Source organism: Pseudomonas sp. P20, from assembly GCF_016463925.1.
GTDB classification, from domain to species: Bacteria; Pseudomonadota; Gammaproteobacteria; order Pseudomonadales; family Pseudomonadaceae; genus Pseudomonas; species Pseudomonas aeruginosa.
The window spans coordinates 149698-167255 of record NZ_JAEMVM010000009.1 but is presented as its reverse complement, the minus strand read 5'-3'; the positions used below and the strand labels follow the sequence as shown (position 1 = coordinate 167255).

The window sequence follows — 17558 nt, the reverse complement described above, 5'->3', positions numbered from 1 at the left end:
TGGAACGGGAAACCGCCAAGTCTATCGCAGCGGTGAATCGCCTTACTGCTTCAGCGCAGGTTTTTCTCCCCGGCGAGTCCCGGATGGGATTGCGCCAGGCCTTCCTTGAGATAGTCCACCAGTTGCCTGACTTTCGGCGACAGGTGCCGCTGCTGCGGGTACAGCGCCCATACCGCGGTATTCGGCGGCTGGTGGCCTTCCAGCAGGGAGACCAGGCGGCCGCTGCGCAGATGCTCGATCACATAGTAGTCGGGCAGCTGGCACAGGCCGAAGCCGCGCAGGGCGGCGTCGAGCACCGCCTGGCCGCTGTTGCAGCGCCAGTTGCCCTGGACCCGGTGCTGGGTTTCCCGGCCGTCCTCGAGGAAGCTCCACAGGTCGCTGCTGCCGATCAGGCAGTTGAACTGGCCGAGTTCCGCCGGCGACTGCGGAGTGCCGTGGCGGCGCAGGTATTCCGGGGTGGCGCAGAGGTACATGACGCGTGGTGCCAACCGTGTGGCGACCAATCGCGAATCGCTCAGGCGGCCGAGGCGGATGGCCAGGTCGAAGCCCTCGTGGAGCAGGTCCAACTGGCGGTTGGACAGCTCGATGTCGACCCGCAGTTGCGGATAGTCGGCCATGAAGGCATTCACCAGCGGCACGATGAAACGTTCGCCGTAGGCTACCGCGCAGGTCATGCGCAGCAGGCCCTTGGGCTCCGCGGAGAGGTCGCTGACCGCGCGCAGGGCTTCGTCGCGGGCGTCCTGCAGGCGCTGGCAATGTTGCAGGAAGGTCTGTCCGGCTTCGCTCAGCGATACTCGCCGGGTGCTGCGGTAGAGCAGGCGGGTCTGCAGGCGCTCCTCCAGGCGGGCGACCTGGCGGCTGATGTGCGACGAGGAAACGCCCATGCGTTCGGCTGCCGCGGTGAACTGCCCGGTTTCGGCGACAGCGACGAATTCGTCGAGTCCTTCCCAGCGATTCATCTGGATTGTCCCTGTATGGCAATAATGTTTTGATTATTGCCTGATTATTCCTTGAAACGCGGTTTTCTACACTTTCCGTTTCAGTGGGTCGCTTAGCGGCCCGCCGGCTTCCATCGTTCAGGAGTTCCCAGATGATCAAGTCCCGTGCCGCCGTCGCCTTCGCCCCCAACAAGCCGTTGGAAATCGTCGAGGTGGATGTGGCGCCGCCGCAGAAGGGCGAGGTACTGGTGCGCATCGTCGCCACCGGCGTCTGCCATACCGACGCGTACACCCTGTCCGGCCAGGATTCCGAGGGGGTGTTCCCGTGCATCCTGGGCCACGAAGGTGGCGGCATCGTCGAAGCGGTGGGCGAGGGCGTGACCTCCCTGCAGGTGGGCGACCATGTCATCCCGCTCTACACCGCCGAGTGCGGCAAGTGCAAATTCTGCCTGTCCGGCAAGACCAACCTCTGCCAGGCCGTGCGCGCCACCCAGGGCAAGGGCCTGATGCCCGACGGCACCAGCCGTTTCTCCTACAAGGGCGAGCCGGTCTTCCACTACATGGGCTGCTCGACCTTCTCCGAATACACCGTGCTGCCGGAAATCTCCCTGGCGAAGATTCCCAAGGATGCCCCGCTGGAGAAGGTCTGCCTGCTTGGCTGCGGCGTCACCACCGGGATCGGTGCCGTGCTGAACACCGCCAAGGTGGAAGAGGGCGCTACCGTTGCCATCTTCGGCCTGGGCGGCATCGGCCTGGCAGCGATCATCGGGGCGAAGATGGCCAAGGCCGCGCGCATCATCGCGGTTGACATCAACCCGGGCAAGTTCGATATCGCCAGGGAACTGGGCGCCACCGACTTCATCAATCCGAAGGACTACGACAAGCCGATCCAGGACGTCATCGTCGAACTGACCGATGGCGGCGTCGACTACTCCTTCGAGTGCGTCGGCAACGTGCAGTTGATGCGCGCCGCGCTGGAATGCTGCCACAAGGGCTGGGGCGAGTCGGTGATCATCGGTGTCGCCGGCGCCGGCCAGGAAATCAGCACCCGGCCGTTCCAACTGGTCACCGGCCGCGTCTGGCGCGGTTCGGCGTTCGGCGGGGTGCGCGGGCGCAGCGAGTTGCCGAGCTATGTCGAGAAGGCGCAGAAGGGCGAGATCCCGCTGGATACCTTCATCACCCACACCATGGGGCTGGAGGACATCAACGAGGCCTTCGAGCTGATGCACGAAGGCAAGAGCATCCGCACCGTCATTCATTACTGACAAGCCGTCGCGGCGGGCCCTGCGGCTCGCCACGACCGTTTCACGGAGGTCACGTGAAGGATTCCCTCGAACTGATCGGCAGCCAGAAGACCTTCGGCGGCTGGCACCAGCGTTACCGTCATTTTTCCCGGACCCTGAACTGCGAGATGGTCTTCGCCATCTACCTGCCGCCCCAGGCCGAGCCGGAGGCGGCGCTGCCGGCCCTGTACTGGCTGTCCGGGCTGACCTGTACCGACGAGAACTTCATGCAGAAGGCCGGCGCCCAGCGGGTCGCCGCCGAACTGGGATTGGTACTGGTGGCGCCGGATACCAGCCCGCGCGGCAGCGGTGTCCCCGGCGATCCCGACGGCGCCTGGGACTTCGGCCTGGGCGCAGGCTTCTACCTGAACGCCACGCAGGAGCCCTGGGCCGCGCACTACCGCATGCACGACTACGTGGTGCACGAGTTGCCGGCGCTGATCGAGGCGCATTTCCCGGTGTCCCGGCGGCGCGGCATCAGCGGGCACTCGATGGGTGGGCATGGCGCGCTGGTTTGCGCGCTGCGCAACCCGGGGCGCTACCTGTCGCTGTCGGCCTTCGCGCCGATCTGCCATCCGAGCGATTGTCCCTGGGGCCAGAAGGCGTTCTCCCGCTACCTGGGCGAGGACCCGGCGGCCTGGCGCGAGTGGGATGCCTGTGCGTTGCTCGAGGGTGCGTCCGAACGCTTGCCGATCCTGGTCGACCAGGGCGAGCGCGACGACTTCCTCGCCGTCCAGCTCAAGCCGGAAGCGCTACGCAATGCGGCGGACAAGGCCGGCCACCCGCTGGAGCTGCGTCTGCAACCAGGTTACGACCACAGCTACTACTTCATCGCCAGTTTCATCGAGGATCACCTGCGCCATCATGCCGGGGTTCTCAACGGTTGATCCGCGATACCTGAAGCCTGTCCCGATCCGGGGTAGAATCACGCCCTGATTCCAACCAGGGCGTTTTTTCATGCGAATTGGCCATGGCTACGACGTGCATCGCTTCGGCGAGGGCGACTTCATCACCCTCGGCGGTGTGCGCATTCCCCATAAACATGGGCTGGTCGCCCACTCCGACGGCGACGTGCTGCTGCACGCCTTGTCCGATGCGCTGCTCGGCGCGGCGGCGCTGGGCGACATCGGCAAGCACTTCCCGGACACCGACCCGCGGTTCAAGGGCGCCGACAGTCGCGCGCTGCTGCGACACGTGGTCGCCATCGTCGCCGAGAAGGGCTGGAAGGTCGGCAACGTCGACGCCACCATCGTCGCCCAGGCGCCGAAGATGGCGCCGCACATCGAGACCATGCGCGGGTTGATCGCCGAGGACCTCGGCGTCGCGGTCGACCAGGTCAACGTCAAGGCCACCACTACCGAGCGGCTAGGTTTCACCGGACGCGAAGAGGGCATTGCTGTACATGCGGTCGCTTTGCTGATGGCCCGATGAGCGTTCTCGGCGAACTCGACCTGCTCGGGCCGCGCGCCCATGGGGCAGCCTGCGGCGAGGCGGTGCTCAAGGCCGTGGCCGAGGACTTCCAGGTCGACGAGGTGCTGGACATTCCCCTCAGCGGTGAAGGCGAGCACCTCTGGTTGTGGGTGGAAAAGCGCGGATTGAACACCGAGGAGGCGGCCCGTCGCCTCGGCCGCGCCGCCGGCGTGCAGCAGAAGAACGTCAGCTACGCCGGGTTGAAGGACCGCCAGGCCCTGACCCGGCAATGGTTCAGCCTGCACCTGCCGGGCAAGGCCGATCCCGACCTGGGTGCAGCCGAGGGCGCGGACCTGCGGATTCTTCGCTGCACCCGTCATTCGCGCAAGTTGCAGCGAGGCGCGCATGCCGCCAACGGCTTCACCCTGCGTCTGACCGGGCTGCGGGCGGAGCGTGCCCTTCTCGACGCGCGCTTGGAACGTATCGCCGCGGACGGCGTGCCCAATTATTTCGGCCTGCAACGCTTCGGCCACGGCGGCGGCAACCTGGTCGACGCGCGCAGTTGCGCGGAACAGGACCTGCTGCCGGCGAACCGCAACCTGCGTTCGCGCTTCCTTTCCGCCGGGCGCAGCTACCTGTTCAATCGCCTGCTCGCCGAGCGGGTCGCGGAGGGTAGCTGGAACCGGGCAGCGGTCGGTGACCTGCTGGCCTTCACCGACAGCCGCAGCTTTTTCCTCGCTGGCGAGGAAGAATGCCGCGATGCCCGTCTGGCCGCCCTCGACCTGCACCCCACCGGACCGCTCTGGGGCGAGGGCGATCCGCCGAGCGGCGCCGGCGTCCTCGAACGCGAGCTGGCCCTGGCCGGGCGCGAGCCGGCGCTCTGCCGCTGGCTGGCGAAGGCGGGCATGGCGCACGAACGGCGCATCCTGCGGCTCCCCATCCAGGGGCTGGCGTGGCATTATCCCGAACCTGATGTTCTGCAACTGGAATTCGTCCTGCCGGCCGGTTGTTTCGCCACCGTAGTGGTGCGTGAAATCCTCGACCTGGTACCGACAGGGCAGACGGAAAACCCATGCGCATACTGATTGCCAACGACGACGGGGTGACCGCACCCGGTATCGCCGCGCTTTACGACGCGCTGGCGGATCATGCCGATTGCGTAGTGATCGCCCCCGACCAGGACAAGAGCGGCGCCAGCAGTTCCCTGACGCTGGACCGCCCGCTGCACCCGCAGCGCCTGGACAACGGATTCATCAGCCTCAACGGCACGCCGACCGACTGCGTGCACCTGGGCCTGAACGGCTTGCTGGAGGAATTGCCGGACATGGTGGTCTCGGGTATCAACCTGGGCGCCAACCTCGGCGATGACGTCCTCTATTCCGGTACCGTGGCGGCGGCCATCGAAGGGCGCTTCCTGAAGGGGCCGGCCTTCGCCTTCTCGCTGGTCTCGCGGTTGACGGACAACCTGCCCACCGCCATGCACTTCGCCCGCCTGCTGGTCTCCGCCCACGAGCGCCTGGCCGTGCCGCCGCGTACCGTGCTCAACGTCAATATCCCGAACCTGCCGTTGGATCGCGTACGTGGTATCCAACTGACCCGCCTCGGGCACCGCGCCCGTGCCGCCGCACCGGTGAAGGTGGTCAATCCGCGCGGCAAGGAAGGCTACTGGATCGCCGCGGCCGGCGATGCCGAGGATGGCGGGCCGGGGACGGATTTCCACGCGGTCATGCAAGGCTACGTGTCGATCACTCCGTTGCAGCTGGACCGTACCTTCCACGAAGCCTTCGGCGGCCTCGACGAGTGGCTGGGAGGACTGACGTGATGTCCGAAGACCTGCATCGCCGGGGTATCGGCATGACCTCCCAGCGTACCCGAGAGCGCCTGATCCAGCGCCTGTACGAAGAAGGCCTGTCCAACGCCCACGTGCTCGAGGTGATCCGCCGCACGCCGCGTCATCTGTTCGTCGACGAGGCGCTCTCGCATCGCGCCTACGAAGACACCGCCCTGCCGATCGGCCACAACCAGACCATTTCCCAGCCATTCATGGTGGCGCGGATGACCGAGTTGCTGCTGGCGGCCGGCCCGCTGGACAAGGTCATGGAGATCGGTACCGGGTCCGGCTACCAGACCGCGGTGCTGGCGCAACTGGTCGAGCGGGTCTTCTCCGTCGAGCGGATCCAGGCGTTGCAGGACAAGGCCAAGGAGCGTCTTGCGGAGCTAAACCTGCGTAATGTTGTCTTTCGTTGGGGCGATGGCTGGGAGGGCTGGTCGGCGTTGGCTCCCTACAATGGAATCATCGTCACCGCGGCGGCCACGGAAGTCCCGCAGTCGTTGCTGGACCAGTTGGCCCCGGGGGGCCGTCTGGTGATCCCGGTCGGTGGCGGCGAGGTCCAGCAACTGATGCTGATCGTCCGCACCGAGGACGGGTTCAGTCGCCAGGTACTCGACTCGGTACGTTTCGTCCCGCTGCTCAACGGCCCGATCGCCTGAGCCGGCGGCCGGCGTCGCCGGCCCGATTGAACGAAAGCGAAGAAGATGGATAAGGGGGAAGGATTGAGGCTAGCAGCGACCCTGCGGCAATGGACTCGGCTCTATGGTGGCTGCCACCTGTTGCTCGGGGCCGTCGTCTGTTCCCTTCTCGCCGCCTGTTCGTCGTCGCCTCCCGGCGGGGTCAAGGTCGTCGATCGCAACGGTTCCGCGCCTGCCGCTGCGCGGCGTACGCCGGTCACCAGCGGGCAGTACATCGTGCGCCGCGGCGACACCCTGTATTCCATTGCCTTCCGCTTCGGCTGGGACTGGAAAGCCCTGGCCGCGCGCAATGGCATCGCGCCGCCCTATACCATCCAGGTCGGTCAAGCTATCCAATTTGGTGGGCGGGCATCGGCGCAACCGTCCGTCGCGAAAAACACGCCGGTCGTCGCTGCGCCCGTGGCGACCAAGCCTACCCCGGTTCCACCCGCAGTTAGTACGTCGGTACCTGCCAAGCCCGCACCGGCTCCGGCCTCGACCACGACCCCACCCAGCAGCGGCGCGACTCCCGTCGTCGCGGGGCCTGCGGTGGGGGGGTGGGCATGGCCCGCGAGCGGTACTCTGATCGGCCGTTTTGCCTCAAACGGAAGTTTGAATAAAGGGATTGATATAGCCGGTCAATTGGGCCAGCCTGTCCTGGCTGCGTCTGGTGGGACCGTTGTATACGCCGGTAGTGGTTTGCGGGGCTACGGCGAGTTGGTCATCATCAAACACAACGAGACCTACGTGAGTGCCTACGGTCACAACCGCAGGCTGCTGGTGCGGGAAGGGCAACAGGTCAAGGTAGGGCAATCGATTGCCGAGATGGGCTCCACAGGAACCGATCGGGTGAAGCTGCACTTCGAGATTCGCCGCCAGGGTAAGCCTGTCGATCCACTGCAATATTTGCCACGTCGCTGACCGGGAGTTCGCCCGCCCACATCATGTAGGTGAGCGGGTCCGGGCGTGTCCAGCGGGAAAGGAATCGCCCGGGCTTGAGTCGAACTCATGCAAGGGATAACGACATGGCACTCAAAAAAGAAGGGCCGGAGTTTGACCACGATGATGAAGTGCTCCTCCTGGAGCCCGGCATCATGCTGGACGAGTCGTCTGCCGACGAGCAGCCTTCTCCCCGGGCAACTCCAAAAGCCACCACTTCCTTCTCTTCCAAACAACACAAGCACATCGACTACACGCGCGCGTTGGACGCAACGCAGCTGTATCTCAACGAAATCGGTTTCTCGCCCCTGTTGACGCCCGAAGAGGAAGTCCACTTCGCTCGTCTGGCGCAGAAGGGCGATCCCGCTGGTCGGAAGCGGATGATCGAGAGCAACCTGCGGTTGGTGGTGAAGATCGCCCGGCGCTATGTCAATCGCGGACTGTCCCTGCTCGACCTGATCGAGGAAGGCAACCTAGGCCTGATCCGCGCCGTGGAGAAGTTCGATCCGGAGCGCGGATTCCGGTTCTCGACCTACGCCACCTGGTGGATCCGCCAGACCATCGAACGGGCCATCATGAACCAGACCCGGACCATTCGCTTGCCGATCCATGTGGTCAAGGAGCTCAACGTCTACCTGCGTGCGGCTCGGGAACTGACCCACAAGCTCGACCACGAACCTTCCCCCGAAGAAATCGCCAACCTGCTGGAGAAGCCGGTCGCCGAGGTCAAGCGCATGCTCGGCCTGAACGAACGGGTGACTTCGGTGGACGTCTCTCTTGGTCCGGACTCGGACAAGACCCTGCTGGATACGCTCACCGACGATCGCCCCACCGACCCGTGCGAGCTGCTGCAGGATGACGATCTCAGCGAAAGCATCGACCAGTGGCTGACGGAACTCACCGACAAGCAGCGTGAGGTGGTGATTCGCCGCTTCGGCTTGCGCGGGCACGAAAGCAGCACGCTGGAAGAGGTCGGCCAGGAAATCGGCCTGACCCGCGAGCGGGTTCGTCAGATCCAGGTTGAGGCGCTGAAGCGCCTGCGGGAGATCCTGGAGAAGAATGGCCTGTCGAGTGACGCGCTGTTCCAGTGACGGAAAACCTTAGACCCACTGAAGACCCGGCGTTCGCCGGGTTTTTTGTGTCTGCTCTTGTAAGCATTAACTTACACGGCGTGTGAGCCTAAGTAGATAAATGCCCGGGAGGTTTGCCAAAAACGCTCGGTGAATTTAAGTAACTTATTGAAATTAAAGGAATATATTTTTCTAAAATGGCTGCCGAAGAAGCTTCGCTGGGTTTTCTGGCAGGTTGCGGGAGCACTGGGAATCGCTAATATCACTCCTGCGTACAGGGAACGCGCAACCCCGAAGGATCGGGGAAGGGACGTCGCCAGGGAGGCGATTCATCAGGACGATGACGAGGGACTGAAGAGTGGGCGGGGTAATACCCCGCCCCTTTTTTTGCCTGCCGTTTTACTCGTCGCCAAAGAAAAGGCCCGCTGATTGCGGGCCTTGGCGTATCAGCGCTCCAGATGCTGGAGCTTGCCGGCGACGCCGTCCCATTCCTCGGCGTCGGGCAGGGCATCCTTCTTCTCGGTGATGTTCGGCCAGACTTCCGCCAGCTCGCTGTTCAGCTCGATGAATTCCTGCATGTTCTCCGGCACTTCGTCTTCGGAGAAAATCGCCTGGGCCGGACATTCGGGCTCGCACAGGGCGCAGTCGATGCACTCGTCCGGATGGATGACCAGGAAGTTGGGTCCTTCGTAGAAGCAGTCTACCGGGCAGACTTCCACGCAGTCGGTGTATTTGCACTTGATGCAGTTGTCGGTGACGACGAAGGTCATTTTCTAGTTCTCTCCTCAGGCGGGCGGCTAAGCGCGCGCGATTCTAGCAGCTTGTGCGGTAGTCCGTCAGACCCGCATCTTCCATGCATATAACAGATCGAGAGCTTGCCGCGGGCTGATATCGTCGGGATTGATCCTCGACAATTCATCGATCACCGGGTGCGGCAGGCTGGCGAACAGGTCGCTCTGCATCGGCGAGGCGGGCTTGCCGCTCTGCTGGCTCGGCATCTCGTGCGGCAGGCTGGTGGTTTCCAGGCGCTTGAGGTGTTCGCGGGCGCGCTGGATTACCGGGGCCGGCACGCCGGCCAACTGGGCCACCGCGAGGCCGTAGCTCTGGCTCGCCGGTCCCGGCAGTACATGGTGCAGGAACACGATGCGTTCATTGTGCTCGGTCGCGTTCAGGTGCACGTTGGCTACCGCGGGCTGGCTTTCCGGCAGTACGGTCAGTTCGAAATAGTGGGTGGCGAACAGGGTGAAGGCGCGAGTCCGGGCCAGGTCCTCGGCCGCTGCCCAGGCCAGCGACAGGCCGTCGAAGGTGCTGGTGCCGCGGCCGACCTCATCCATCAGCACCAGGCTCTTGTCGGTGGCGTTGTGCAGGATGTTGGCGGTTTCGCTCATCTCCACCATGAAGGTCGAGCGGCCGCCGGCAAGGTCGTCGGACGAGCCGATGCGGGTGAAGATGCGGTCCACCAGGGACAGCTCGCAGCGTGCAGCCGGAACGAAGCTGCCGATGTGCGCAAGCAGCACGATCAGCGCGGTTTGCCGCATGTAGGTGGATTTACCGCCCATGTTCGGACCGGTAATCACCAGCATCCGGGTGTCGGCATCCAGCGCCAGGTCGTTGGCCACGAACGGTGTCTCCAGCACCTGCTCGACCACCGGATGGCGGCCTTGCTCGATGTGCAGGCAGGTGTGTTCGACGAACCGCGGGCGATTCAGGTCGAGGTTCAGCGCGCGTTCGGCGAGATTCGCCAGCACGTCCAGTTCCGCCAACGCCGAGGCGCTGTCCTGGAGCGGAGCGAGGTGGCCGATCAGGCGTTCCAGCAGCTCTTCGTAGAGCGCCTTCTCGCGGGCCAGGGCGCGGCTCTGGGCCGACAGCGCCTTGTCCTCGAAGGCCTTCAGTTCCGGCGTGATGAAGCGCTCGGCGCCTTTCAGGGTCTGCCGGCGGATGTAGTCGGCCGGCGCCTGTTCGGCCTGTACCCGGGGCAGCTCGATGAAGTAGCCATGGATGCGGTTGTAGCCGACCTTCAGGTTGGGCAGGCCGGTGCGGGCCTTCTCGCGCGCTTCCAGGTCCATCAGGAATTGCCCGGCGTTTTCGCTCAGCGCCTGCAGCTCGTCCAGCTCGGCGTCATAGCCGGTCTTGATCACGCCACCGTCGCGGATCACCGCTGGCGGGTTGTCGATGATCGCCTTGGCCAGCAGTTCGGCGAGTTCGGGATAGGTGCCGATGGTGGTGGCCAGCGCCTGCAGGTGCGGCGCTTCCAGTTCGGTCATGGCGTTCTGCAGGTCCGGCAGCGCCGCCAGCGCGTCGCGCAGGCGCGCCAGGTCGCGAGGGCGGGCGTTGCGCAGGCCGATGCGGGCGAGGATGCGTTCGAGGTCGCCGATTTCCTTGAGCTGCGGTTGCAGGTTCTCGAAGCGGTAGCGTTCCAGCAGGCAGGCGATGGACTCCTGGCGGGCTTCCAGTACCGCGCGGTCACGCAGCGGACGGTTCAGCCAGCGGCTCATCAGGCGGCTGGCCATGGCGGTCTGGCAGCGGTCGACCACCGATTGCAGGGTGTTCTCGCGGCCACCGCTGAGGTTGATATCCAGCTCCAGGTTGCGGCGGCTGGCACCGTCGAGGATCACCGTGTCATCGAGGCGGTCGTGGCGCAGGCTGCGCAGGTGCGGCAGGGCGGTACGCTGGGTTTCCTTGGCGTAGGCGAGCAGGCAGCCGGCGGCGCCGATGGCCAGGGTCAGGTTCTGGCAGCCGAAGCCTTTCAGGTCCTGGGTGCCGAATTGCTGGCAGAGGCTCTTGTGCGCCGAGTCGCGATCGAAGTCCCATGGCGCGCGGCGACGTACGCCGCGGCGCTTCTCCGCCGGCAGGCCCTGTGGCCAGTCGTCGGGAATCAGCAGCTCGGCCGGGTTGAGGCGCTCCAGTTCGGCCAGCAGGGTTTCCCAGCCTTTTATCTCCTGGACGCTGAAGCGGCCGCTGGTGATGTCCAGCACGGCGAGGCCGAACAGGCGCTCGTCGCCGAGGATTGCCGCCAGCAGGTTGTCGCGGCGTTCGTCGAGCAGCGCCTCGTCGCTCACCGTGCCGGGGGTGATGATCCGCACCACCTGGCGCTCCACCGGCCCCTTGCTGGTGGCCGGGTCGCCGATCTGCTCGCAGATCGCCACCGACTCGCCGAGCTTGACCAGCTTGGCCAGGTAGCCCTCCGCCGAATGGAAGGGAATGCCTGCCATCGGGATCGCCTTGCCACCGGACTGGCCGCGCGCGGTCAGGGTGATGTCGAGCAGCTTGGCGGCCTTCTTCGCGTCCTCGTAGAACAGCTCGTAGAAGTCGCCCATGCGATAGAACATCAATTGGTCGGGGTGCTGATGCTTCAGTTTGAAGTACTGCTGCATCATTGGCGTGTGCTGAGAGAGGTCGGTCATACGGGCCTTCGGAAGCGGGCTTTGGACGGTGCAAAAGAGGGCAATGTTAACCCGATTCACCGGCCTGTGTCGGGTCCGTTCGGAACCGGCGCGGACCCTCAGGTCCGCGCCTGTGCGGGCTGCTTTCAGCGTGCCGCGGTATAGCTGGCGCCGAGCTTCTGCCGACCGTCGGGCAGGTTGATCTGCGCCGGGTCGAGACGCCAGACCCGCGCCGCGGCGATGTCGCCGAGGAGCAGGCTGTAGGTCGGGTCGAACGAAGTGCTGGAGAAGATCAGGTAGTCCTCGTTCACCGGCGCGGCGTCGGAATTGTCGCCCTGGCAGTGGTTGAGCGGCAGGATCGCCGGGGTGCCGGGCGGGCTGTTGGGTACGACCATGGCCAACTGGTCGTTGCCGGCCGGCTGGGTACGCGAGAGGAAGTAGGCGGTGTAGTCGCGTACCACCGGGTAATAGTCGCGACCCCCCGCGGCCGGGGTGGCGAGGGCGCTGACCTGCCCGTTCTCCAGGTTCCTGCGCACCACCCGCAGGCTGTCGCCAGCTCCTGTCGCGTAGACCACGTACTTGCCTGAGGGGGTGAGGAACGGCATCGACTCCTCGGTGCTCCAGCCGTCGCCGGTCACGGCTTTCCAGGCGCTCAGGCCGACGCTGCCATCGCCATTGAAGACCAGGGTGGCGAGGCGGATGTCGCCCTCGTGCTTGAGCACGACCTGGCGGCCGTCGAAGGAGAACTTCGGATCCTCGTTGCGACCGCCGATGGCCGCGGTCAGGTTGCTCGGCGCCTGGGTACCGCCGATGGCCCAGGCGAACACGTGCCAGGCGCCATTCTGGCGGCCCATGAAGGTCAGGTAGCGGCCGTCCGGGGAGAAATGCGCATTCATCGGGTCCTCGATGTTCCAGCCGGGCTGGTTGAGCTGGCGGGTGCTCTTGCTCTTGAAATCGTGCAGGTAGAGGTTCGAGGAGCCGTCCCCGTACTCCATATAGCTGTGGTAGACCAGGCGCCCGCCGAGCGCGGGCAGGCTGCTGGCGGGTTGCAGGGCCAGGTTGGCGGTGCAGGCCGCATGGGCGGGGAGGCTGGCAACGGGGGAGAGGAGCAGGGCGAGGGAGAGCAGAGAGACCTTGAGTGGCGCTATGTTCATGGGGGGCCTTTCCTTGGACGGTGATGGAGCACGCATGTTCGCGCATTCGCTGCCTTCGCGCGGTTGCGCTTGTCCGAAAGCTGCTTCTGAATGGAAAAGCCGATGGTGTAGGGTAGTCCCTTTCCGTTTCTACCCTGGAGAACAGTGATGACCCTGATGGAGTCCGACCTGACCGCACTGGCCGCCCGCCTCGGCGAAAGCCTTCGTTACCTGGGCGAGCAGGTCAGCACGGCGGAATCCTGCACCGGTGGCGGCATCGCCGAGGCGATCACCCGCATCCCGGGGAGTTCGGGCTGGTTCGAGGCTGGCTACGTGACCTACTCGAACCGCCAGAAGACCCTCCAGCTGGAGGTGCCCGAGTCGCTGTTCCCGGCAGTCGGCGCGGTCAGCCGGGAAGTGGTCGAGGCCATGGTGCGCGGCGCCCAGCGGCACAGCGGGGCGCGTTTCGCGGTGGCGGTGAGCGGTGTCGCCGGGCCCGACGGCGGCTCGCCGGAAAAGCCGGTAGGCACGGTCTGGCTGGCCTGGGCCGACGGCGAGCGGCTGGTCAGTGAGCGCTGCCAGTTCAACGGCGACCGCGACGCCGTGCGCCGGCAGACGGTGGCGACCGCGCTGACCGGCCTGCTGCGCATGAGCAACTGCGAGAACCCGGGCTAGCCGCGCCTGCGGGCAACCGTTCGGAACATTCTTCCCGTCGGGGGTAGGCGAGCGACTTGCCCTGTGGAATAATACTGTCTACTTATACAGTTGTTCGTGGCCGTCCGGCCGCCCTGACTTCGCGAGGACTTCAATGGACGAGAACAAGAAGCGCGCCCTGGCCGCGGCCCTGGGACAGATCGAACGCCAATTCGGCAAAGGCGCGGTCATGCGCATGGGCGACCATGAGCGCCAGGCGATCCCGGCCATCTCCACCGGCTCCCTGGGCCTGGACATCGCCCTCGGCATCGGCGGCCTGCCCAAGGGCCGGATCGTCGAGATCTACGGTCCGGAATCCTCGGGCAAGACCACCCTGACCCTCTCGGTGATCGCCGAGGCCCAGAAACAGGGCGCCACCTGTGCCTTCGTCGACGCCGAGCACGCGCTCGATCCCGACTATGCCGGCAAGCTGGGCGTCAACGTCGACGACCTGCTGGTCTCCCAGCCGGACACCGGCGAGCAGGCCCTGGAAATCACCGACATGCTGGTGCGCTCCAACGCGGTCGACGTGATCATCGTCGACTCCGTGGCCGCGCTGGTACCCAAGGCCGAGATCGAAGGCGAGATGGGCGACGCCCACGTCGGCCTGCAGGCACGCCTGATGTCCCAGGCGCTGCGCAAGATCACCGGCAATATCAAGAACGCCAACTGCCTGGTCATCTTCATCAACCAGATCCGCATGAAGATCGGCGTCATGTTCGGCAACCCGGAAACCACCACCGGCGGTAACGCACTGAAGTTCTACGCCTCGGTCCGCCTGGACATCCGTCGTACCGGCGCGGTGAAGGAAGGCGACGAGGTGGTGGGTAGCGAAACCCGCGTCAAGGTGGTGAAGAACAAGGTTTCCCCGCCGTTCCGCCAGGCCGAGTTCCAGATCCTCTACGGCAAGGGCATCTACCGTACCGGCGAGATCATCGACCTGGGCGTGCAACTGGGCCTGGTCGAGAAGTCCGGCGCCTGGTACAGCTACCAGGGCAGCAAGATCGGCCAGGGCAAGGCGAACGCCGCCAAGTACCTGGAAGACAATCCGGAAATCGGTTCGGTACTGGAGAAAACCATTCGCGACCAGTTGCTGGCCAAGAGCGGCCCGGTGAAGGCCGACGCCGAAGAAGTGGCTGACGCCGAAGCCGATTGAGGCCAATGGCGATTGTGCTCGATACGCCCGTCGCCGTGCGGCGGGCGGCCATGGATCTGCTGGCGCGCCGTGAGCACGGGCGCGCCGAGCTTTCCCGCAAGTTGCGCCAGCGTGGCGCGTCTGCCGAGTTGATCGATCCCACCCTCGACCGCCTGGCCGAGGAAGGTCTGCTCGACGAATCCCGCTATCTCGAAAGCTTCATCGCCAGTCGCGCCCGCGGCGGCCATGGGCCGTTGCGCATTCGTGAAGAACTGGCGCAACGCGGCCTGCCGCGCGCCGATATCGAAAGGGCGCTGGGTGCCTGCGAGGTCGACTGGAGCGCGCAATTGCGCGAGGTCTGGCGACGCAAGTTCGCCCGCCTGCCGCAGGACGCCAGGGAAAAGGCCCAGCAGGGCCGCTTCCTGGCGTACCGGGGTTACTCCATGGAGTCGATCAGCCGCCTGTTGAACGGCCGCAGCGACGATTGAGCGCGTGCCGGACCGGCAGCTTCAGTCCCAGTTTTCCGGCAGGTTGATGTAGTCCAGCAATTCCCGCAGACGCCCCTGATCGCGCCCGTTGAACACGAAGGCGAGGCGGGTCAGGTTGCGGAACTCCGGTTCGTCCTGTTCCTGCTCGCTGTAGGCCTGCTGCTGGAAGCCGCCGCTCAGGCAGAGGCTGGCGAACTGTTCGTGCAGGTGCGCCAGCGCGGCTTCGTTCAGGGCGTGGTTCAGGCGAATAACGAACGTGCCTTTCAGCCAGCGGCTGGAGTGGAAGTTGCGGTAGAACTGGGCGATTTCCTTCACCGCGTCTTCGGCCGAATGCACCAGGCGCATCAGGCGCATGTCGGCCGGCAGGATATAGTGATTCTCCAGCAACTGTTCCTGCATGAACTCCAGGGCGTGTTCCCAGTAGCGGCCGCCCGGCTGGTCGAGCAGCACGATCGGCACCAGCGGGCTCTTGCCGGTCTGCACCAGGGTCAGCACTTCCAGCGCCTCGTCGAGGGTGCCGAAGCCGCCGGGGCAGAGCACCAGGGCGTCGGCTTCCTTGACGAAGAACAGCTTGCGCAGGAAGAAGAAGTGGAACGACAGCAGGTTGCCGCTGCCGTCCACCGTATGGTTGGCGTGCTGCTCGAAGGGCAGGGTGATGTTGAAGCCCAGGCTGTTCTCCAGCCCGGCGCCTTCGTGGGCGGCGGCCATGATGCCGCCGCCGGCGCCGGTGATCACCATCAGATCGTAGCGGGCCAGTTCCTCGCCCAGCTTGCGTGCCAGGGCATAGACCGGATGTTCGACCGGCGTGCGCGCCGAGCCGAACACGGTGACCTTGCGTCGCCGCTTGAACTGCTCGAGGACGCTGAAGGCATGCTCCATCTCGCGCAGGGTCTGCAGCATGATCTTGGCGTCCCAGCGGTTGCGGTCGGCCTGGGCCATGCGCGTCACGGTGAAGAGCATCTCGCGGTAGAGCGCGAGATTGGGGCTGTCGCCGGGAGCCGCAAGGGCCGCCAGTTCGTCGACCTTCCGCGCCAGGTCGGTGCCGCTGGTCTGGAAGTGCCGGGAAAGATAGTCATCGGCTTCGTAGGGCATTCGCATACTCCTTCTACAACCACCCTGGACAGGCGGTCATCCGCATACTGCCACGGACTGCGTGACAGTTGCGGACGGCGGCTCAGATCTCGATGCGTTCGCCGGGCTCGGGTATCTCGGCATCCCAGTCGAGGCGCTCGCGGATCGCGCCCCGCAGCGCTTCCATCTTTTCCCGCTCGCCATGTACCAGGTATAGCGCTGGACGGTGGGCGAAGTGACCGACCCAGTCGAGCAGCTGCGATTGCCCGGCGTGGGCGGAGAAGCCGCCGAGGGTATGGATCTGCGCCTTGACCGCGATGCGCTGGTGGAACACGCGAACCGCGCTGGCGCCGTCGACGATGTTGCGGCCCAGGGTGCCGCGCGCCTGGAAGCCGGGGAATACCACATGGCATTCCGGGCGCCAGAGGTTGTGCTTGAAGTGATGGACGATACGGCCGCCGGTGCACATGCCGCTGCCGGCGATGATGACCGCTCCGCTCTTGATCCGGTTGATCGCCATCGACTCGTCGGCGCTGCGGGTGACGCGCAGCACCGGCAGCCATTCCTCCAGGCGGGTGGTGCCGGTGCCGCGAATGTACTCGCGGTCGCGGTCGTCGAACTCGTTGCTGTGGCGCAGGTAGATGCCATTGGCACGGGCGGCCATCGGGCTGTCGAGGAATACCGCCTGTTGCGGCAGGCGGCCCTCCTGGTAGAAGCGGCCGAGGTAGTAGAGCAGGTCCTGGGTGCGGCCGACGGCGAACGACGGGATCAGCACGTTGCCGCCGTCGCGGTGCGCCTGGTCGAGAATCGCCGCCAGTTCCTCCAGGGTGTCGTTGCTGTCACGGTGATCGCGATCGCCATAGGTGGATTCGAGCATCACCACGTCGGCCCGGCTCAGCGGCGAGGGCGCGCGCATCAACGGCGAGCAGGTGTTGCCGAGGTCGCCGGAAAACACCAGGCGGCGCGGTTGCACCTGGTCGTGGAATTGCACTTCGACGATCGACGAGCCGAGGATGTGCCCGGCGTTGTGAAAGGTCACCCGCACGCCACGAGCGACCGCCACGGTGCTGCCGAGGCTGATCGGCCGGCGCAGCTTGAGCGCGCGTTCGGTGTCGGCCTGGGTATACAGCGGCTTGATGCTCGGCTTGCCGATCCGGTTGCGCCAGCGGTTCTCCCACTCGGCGTCCTTTTCCTGGATGTGCGCGGAGTCCAGCAGCATGAGTTCCAGCAGTTCGCAGGTGGCCTCGGTGGCGAAGATCGGGCCCTTGAAGCCCTCGGCCGCCAGGCGCGGCAGCAGGCCGCTGTGGTCCAGGTGGGCGTGGGAGATGACCACCGCGTCGATGCTCGCGGGATCGAAGGGGAAGGGCGCGCGGTTGCCGTTGTCGGCTTCGCGGCGCCCCTGGCGCATGCCGCATTCGAGCAGGACCTTCACGCCATCGAGGGTTTCCAGCAGATAACAGGAGCCAGTGACCTCCTGGGCGGCGCCTAGAAACGTCAGTGATGCCAT

17 protein-coding genes are annotated in these 17558 nt (G+C 65.5%); 11 read left to right on the top strand and 6 right to left on the bottom strand.

Annotated elements, in window-relative coordinates:
- Nucleotides 1-50 precede the first annotated feature (50 nt).
- Nucleotides 51-959, bottom strand: a complete 909-nt coding sequence (gene gfnR, locus JHD77_RS13360; protein ID WP_003098564.1) for a glutathione-dependent formaldehyde neutralization regulator — start codon at nucleotides 957-959, stop codon at nucleotides 51-53.
- A gap of 131 nt (nucleotides 960-1090) precedes the next feature.
- On the opposite strand from gfnR, the gene JHD77_RS13355 reads away from it, so the two are divergent.
- The 8 genes from JHD77_RS13355 to rpoS all read left to right on the top strand — a co-directional run bounded on the left by JHD77_RS13355 (nucleotide 1091) and on the right by rpoS (nucleotide 8169).
- Nucleotides 1091-2203, top strand: a complete 1113-nt coding sequence (locus JHD77_RS13355; RefSeq protein ID WP_003092351.1) for an S-(hydroxymethyl)glutathione dehydrogenase/class III alcohol dehydrogenase — start codon at nucleotides 1091-1093, stop codon at nucleotides 2201-2203.
- A gap of 53 nt (nucleotides 2204-2256) precedes the next feature.
- Nucleotides 2257-3108, top strand: coding sequence for an S-formylglutathione hydrolase (gene fghA / locus JHD77_RS13350; RefSeq protein WP_003113869.1), 852 nt, complete (start codon nucleotides 2257-2259; stop codon nucleotides 3106-3108).
- Nucleotides 3109-3178: 70 nt separating this feature from the next.
- The gene (ispF, locus tag JHD77_RS13345) at nucleotides 3179-3652 is read left to right on the top strand and encodes a 2-C-methyl-D-erythritol 2,4-cyclodiphosphate synthase (RefSeq protein ID WP_003098560.1); all 474 of its coding nucleotides are present in this window, start codon (nucleotides 3179-3181) and stop codon (nucleotides 3650-3652) included.
- Entirely contained in the window at nucleotides 3649-4716 is a 1068-nt protein-coding gene (truD, locus tag JHD77_RS13340; RefSeq protein WP_003098559.1) for a tRNA pseudouridine(13) synthase TruD, read from the top strand. Before ispF ends, truD begins: the two co-directional genes overlap by 4 nt.
- A complete protein-coding gene (surE, locus tag JHD77_RS13335; protein ID WP_003092341.1) occupies nucleotides 4704-5453 on the top strand; it encodes a 5'/3'-nucleotidase SurE in 750 nt (249 codons plus the stop codon). Before truD ends, surE begins: the two co-directional genes overlap by 13 nt.
- Nucleotides 5454-5485: 32 nt before the next feature.
- Nucleotides 5486-6121, top strand: a complete 636-nt coding sequence (locus tag JHD77_RS13330) for a protein-L-isoaspartate(D-aspartate) O-methyltransferase (protein WP_003098558.1) — start codon at nucleotides 5486-5488, stop codon at nucleotides 6119-6121.
- Nucleotides 6122-6166: 45 nt separating this feature from the next.
- A complete protein-coding gene (locus JHD77_RS13325; RefSeq protein WP_003143263.1) occupies nucleotides 6167-7060 on the top strand; it encodes a peptidoglycan DD-metalloendopeptidase family protein in 894 nt (297 codons plus the stop codon).
- Nucleotides 7061-7164: 104 nt separating this feature from the next.
- Entirely contained in the window at nucleotides 7165-8169 is a 1005-nt protein-coding gene (gene rpoS, locus JHD77_RS13320) for an RNA polymerase sigma factor RpoS (protein ID WP_003113871.1), read from the top strand.
- A 425-nt stretch (nucleotides 8170-8594) separates the two neighbouring features.
- Here rpoS and fdxA read toward each other — a convergent pair whose 3' ends face one another.
- The 3 genes from fdxA to JHD77_RS13305 form a co-directional block, all read right to left on the bottom strand.
- The gene (gene fdxA, locus JHD77_RS13315) at nucleotides 8595-8918 is read right to left on the bottom strand and encodes a ferredoxin FdxA (RefSeq protein ID WP_003092272.1); all 324 of its coding nucleotides are present in this window, start codon (nucleotides 8916-8918) and stop codon (nucleotides 8595-8597) included.
- Nucleotides 8919-8984: 66 nt separating this feature from the next.
- Nucleotides 8985-11552 carry a DNA mismatch repair protein MutS gene (gene mutS, locus JHD77_RS13310; protein ID WP_003113873.1) on the bottom strand — a complete coding sequence of 856 codons (2568 nt, stop codon included), beginning with the start codon at nucleotides 11550-11552 and terminating at the stop codon, nucleotides 8985-8987.
- 125 nt (nucleotides 11553-11677) lie between these two features.
- Nucleotides 11678-12685 (bottom strand): TolB family protein, encoded by a 1008-nt coding sequence (locus JHD77_RS13305; RefSeq protein WP_191519407.1) that lies wholly within the window; start codon nucleotides 12683-12685, stop codon nucleotides 11678-11680.
- Nucleotides 12686-12832: 147 nt separating this feature from the next.
- Between JHD77_RS13305 and JHD77_RS13300 the strand changes: the two genes are divergently transcribed.
- The 3 genes from JHD77_RS13300 to recX all read left to right on the top strand — a co-directional run bounded on the left by JHD77_RS13300 (nucleotide 12833) and on the right by recX (nucleotide 14980).
- Nucleotides 12833-13339 (top strand): CinA family protein, encoded by a 507-nt coding sequence (locus JHD77_RS13300; RefSeq protein ID WP_031755779.1) that lies wholly within the window; start codon nucleotides 12833-12835, stop codon nucleotides 13337-13339.
- A 133-nt stretch (nucleotides 13340-13472) separates the two neighbouring features.
- Nucleotides 13473-14513: a recombinase RecA gene (recA, locus tag JHD77_RS13295; protein WP_003092260.1), complete on the top strand. Its 1041-nt coding sequence runs from the start codon at nucleotides 13473-13475 to the stop codon at nucleotides 14511-14513.
- 5 nt (nucleotides 14514-14518) lie between these two features.
- Nucleotides 14519-14980 (top strand): recombination regulator RecX, encoded by a 462-nt coding sequence (gene recX / locus JHD77_RS13290; RefSeq protein WP_003092258.1) that lies wholly within the window; start codon nucleotides 14519-14521, stop codon nucleotides 14978-14980.
- A gap of 21 nt (nucleotides 14981-15001) precedes the next feature.
- Here the strand turns inward: recX and JHD77_RS13285 are convergent, their stop codons facing one another.
- Both JHD77_RS13285 and JHD77_RS13280 read right to left on the bottom strand, forming a co-directional pair.
- Entirely contained in the window at nucleotides 15002-16072 is a 1071-nt protein-coding gene (locus JHD77_RS13285) for an LOG family protein (protein WP_031755780.1), read from the bottom strand.
- Nucleotides 16073-16154: 82 nt separating this feature from the next.
- Nucleotides 16155-17558, bottom strand: coding sequence for an MBL fold metallo-hydrolase RNA specificity domain-containing protein (locus JHD77_RS13280; protein ID WP_031755782.1), 1404 nt, complete (start codon nucleotides 17556-17558; stop codon nucleotides 16155-16157).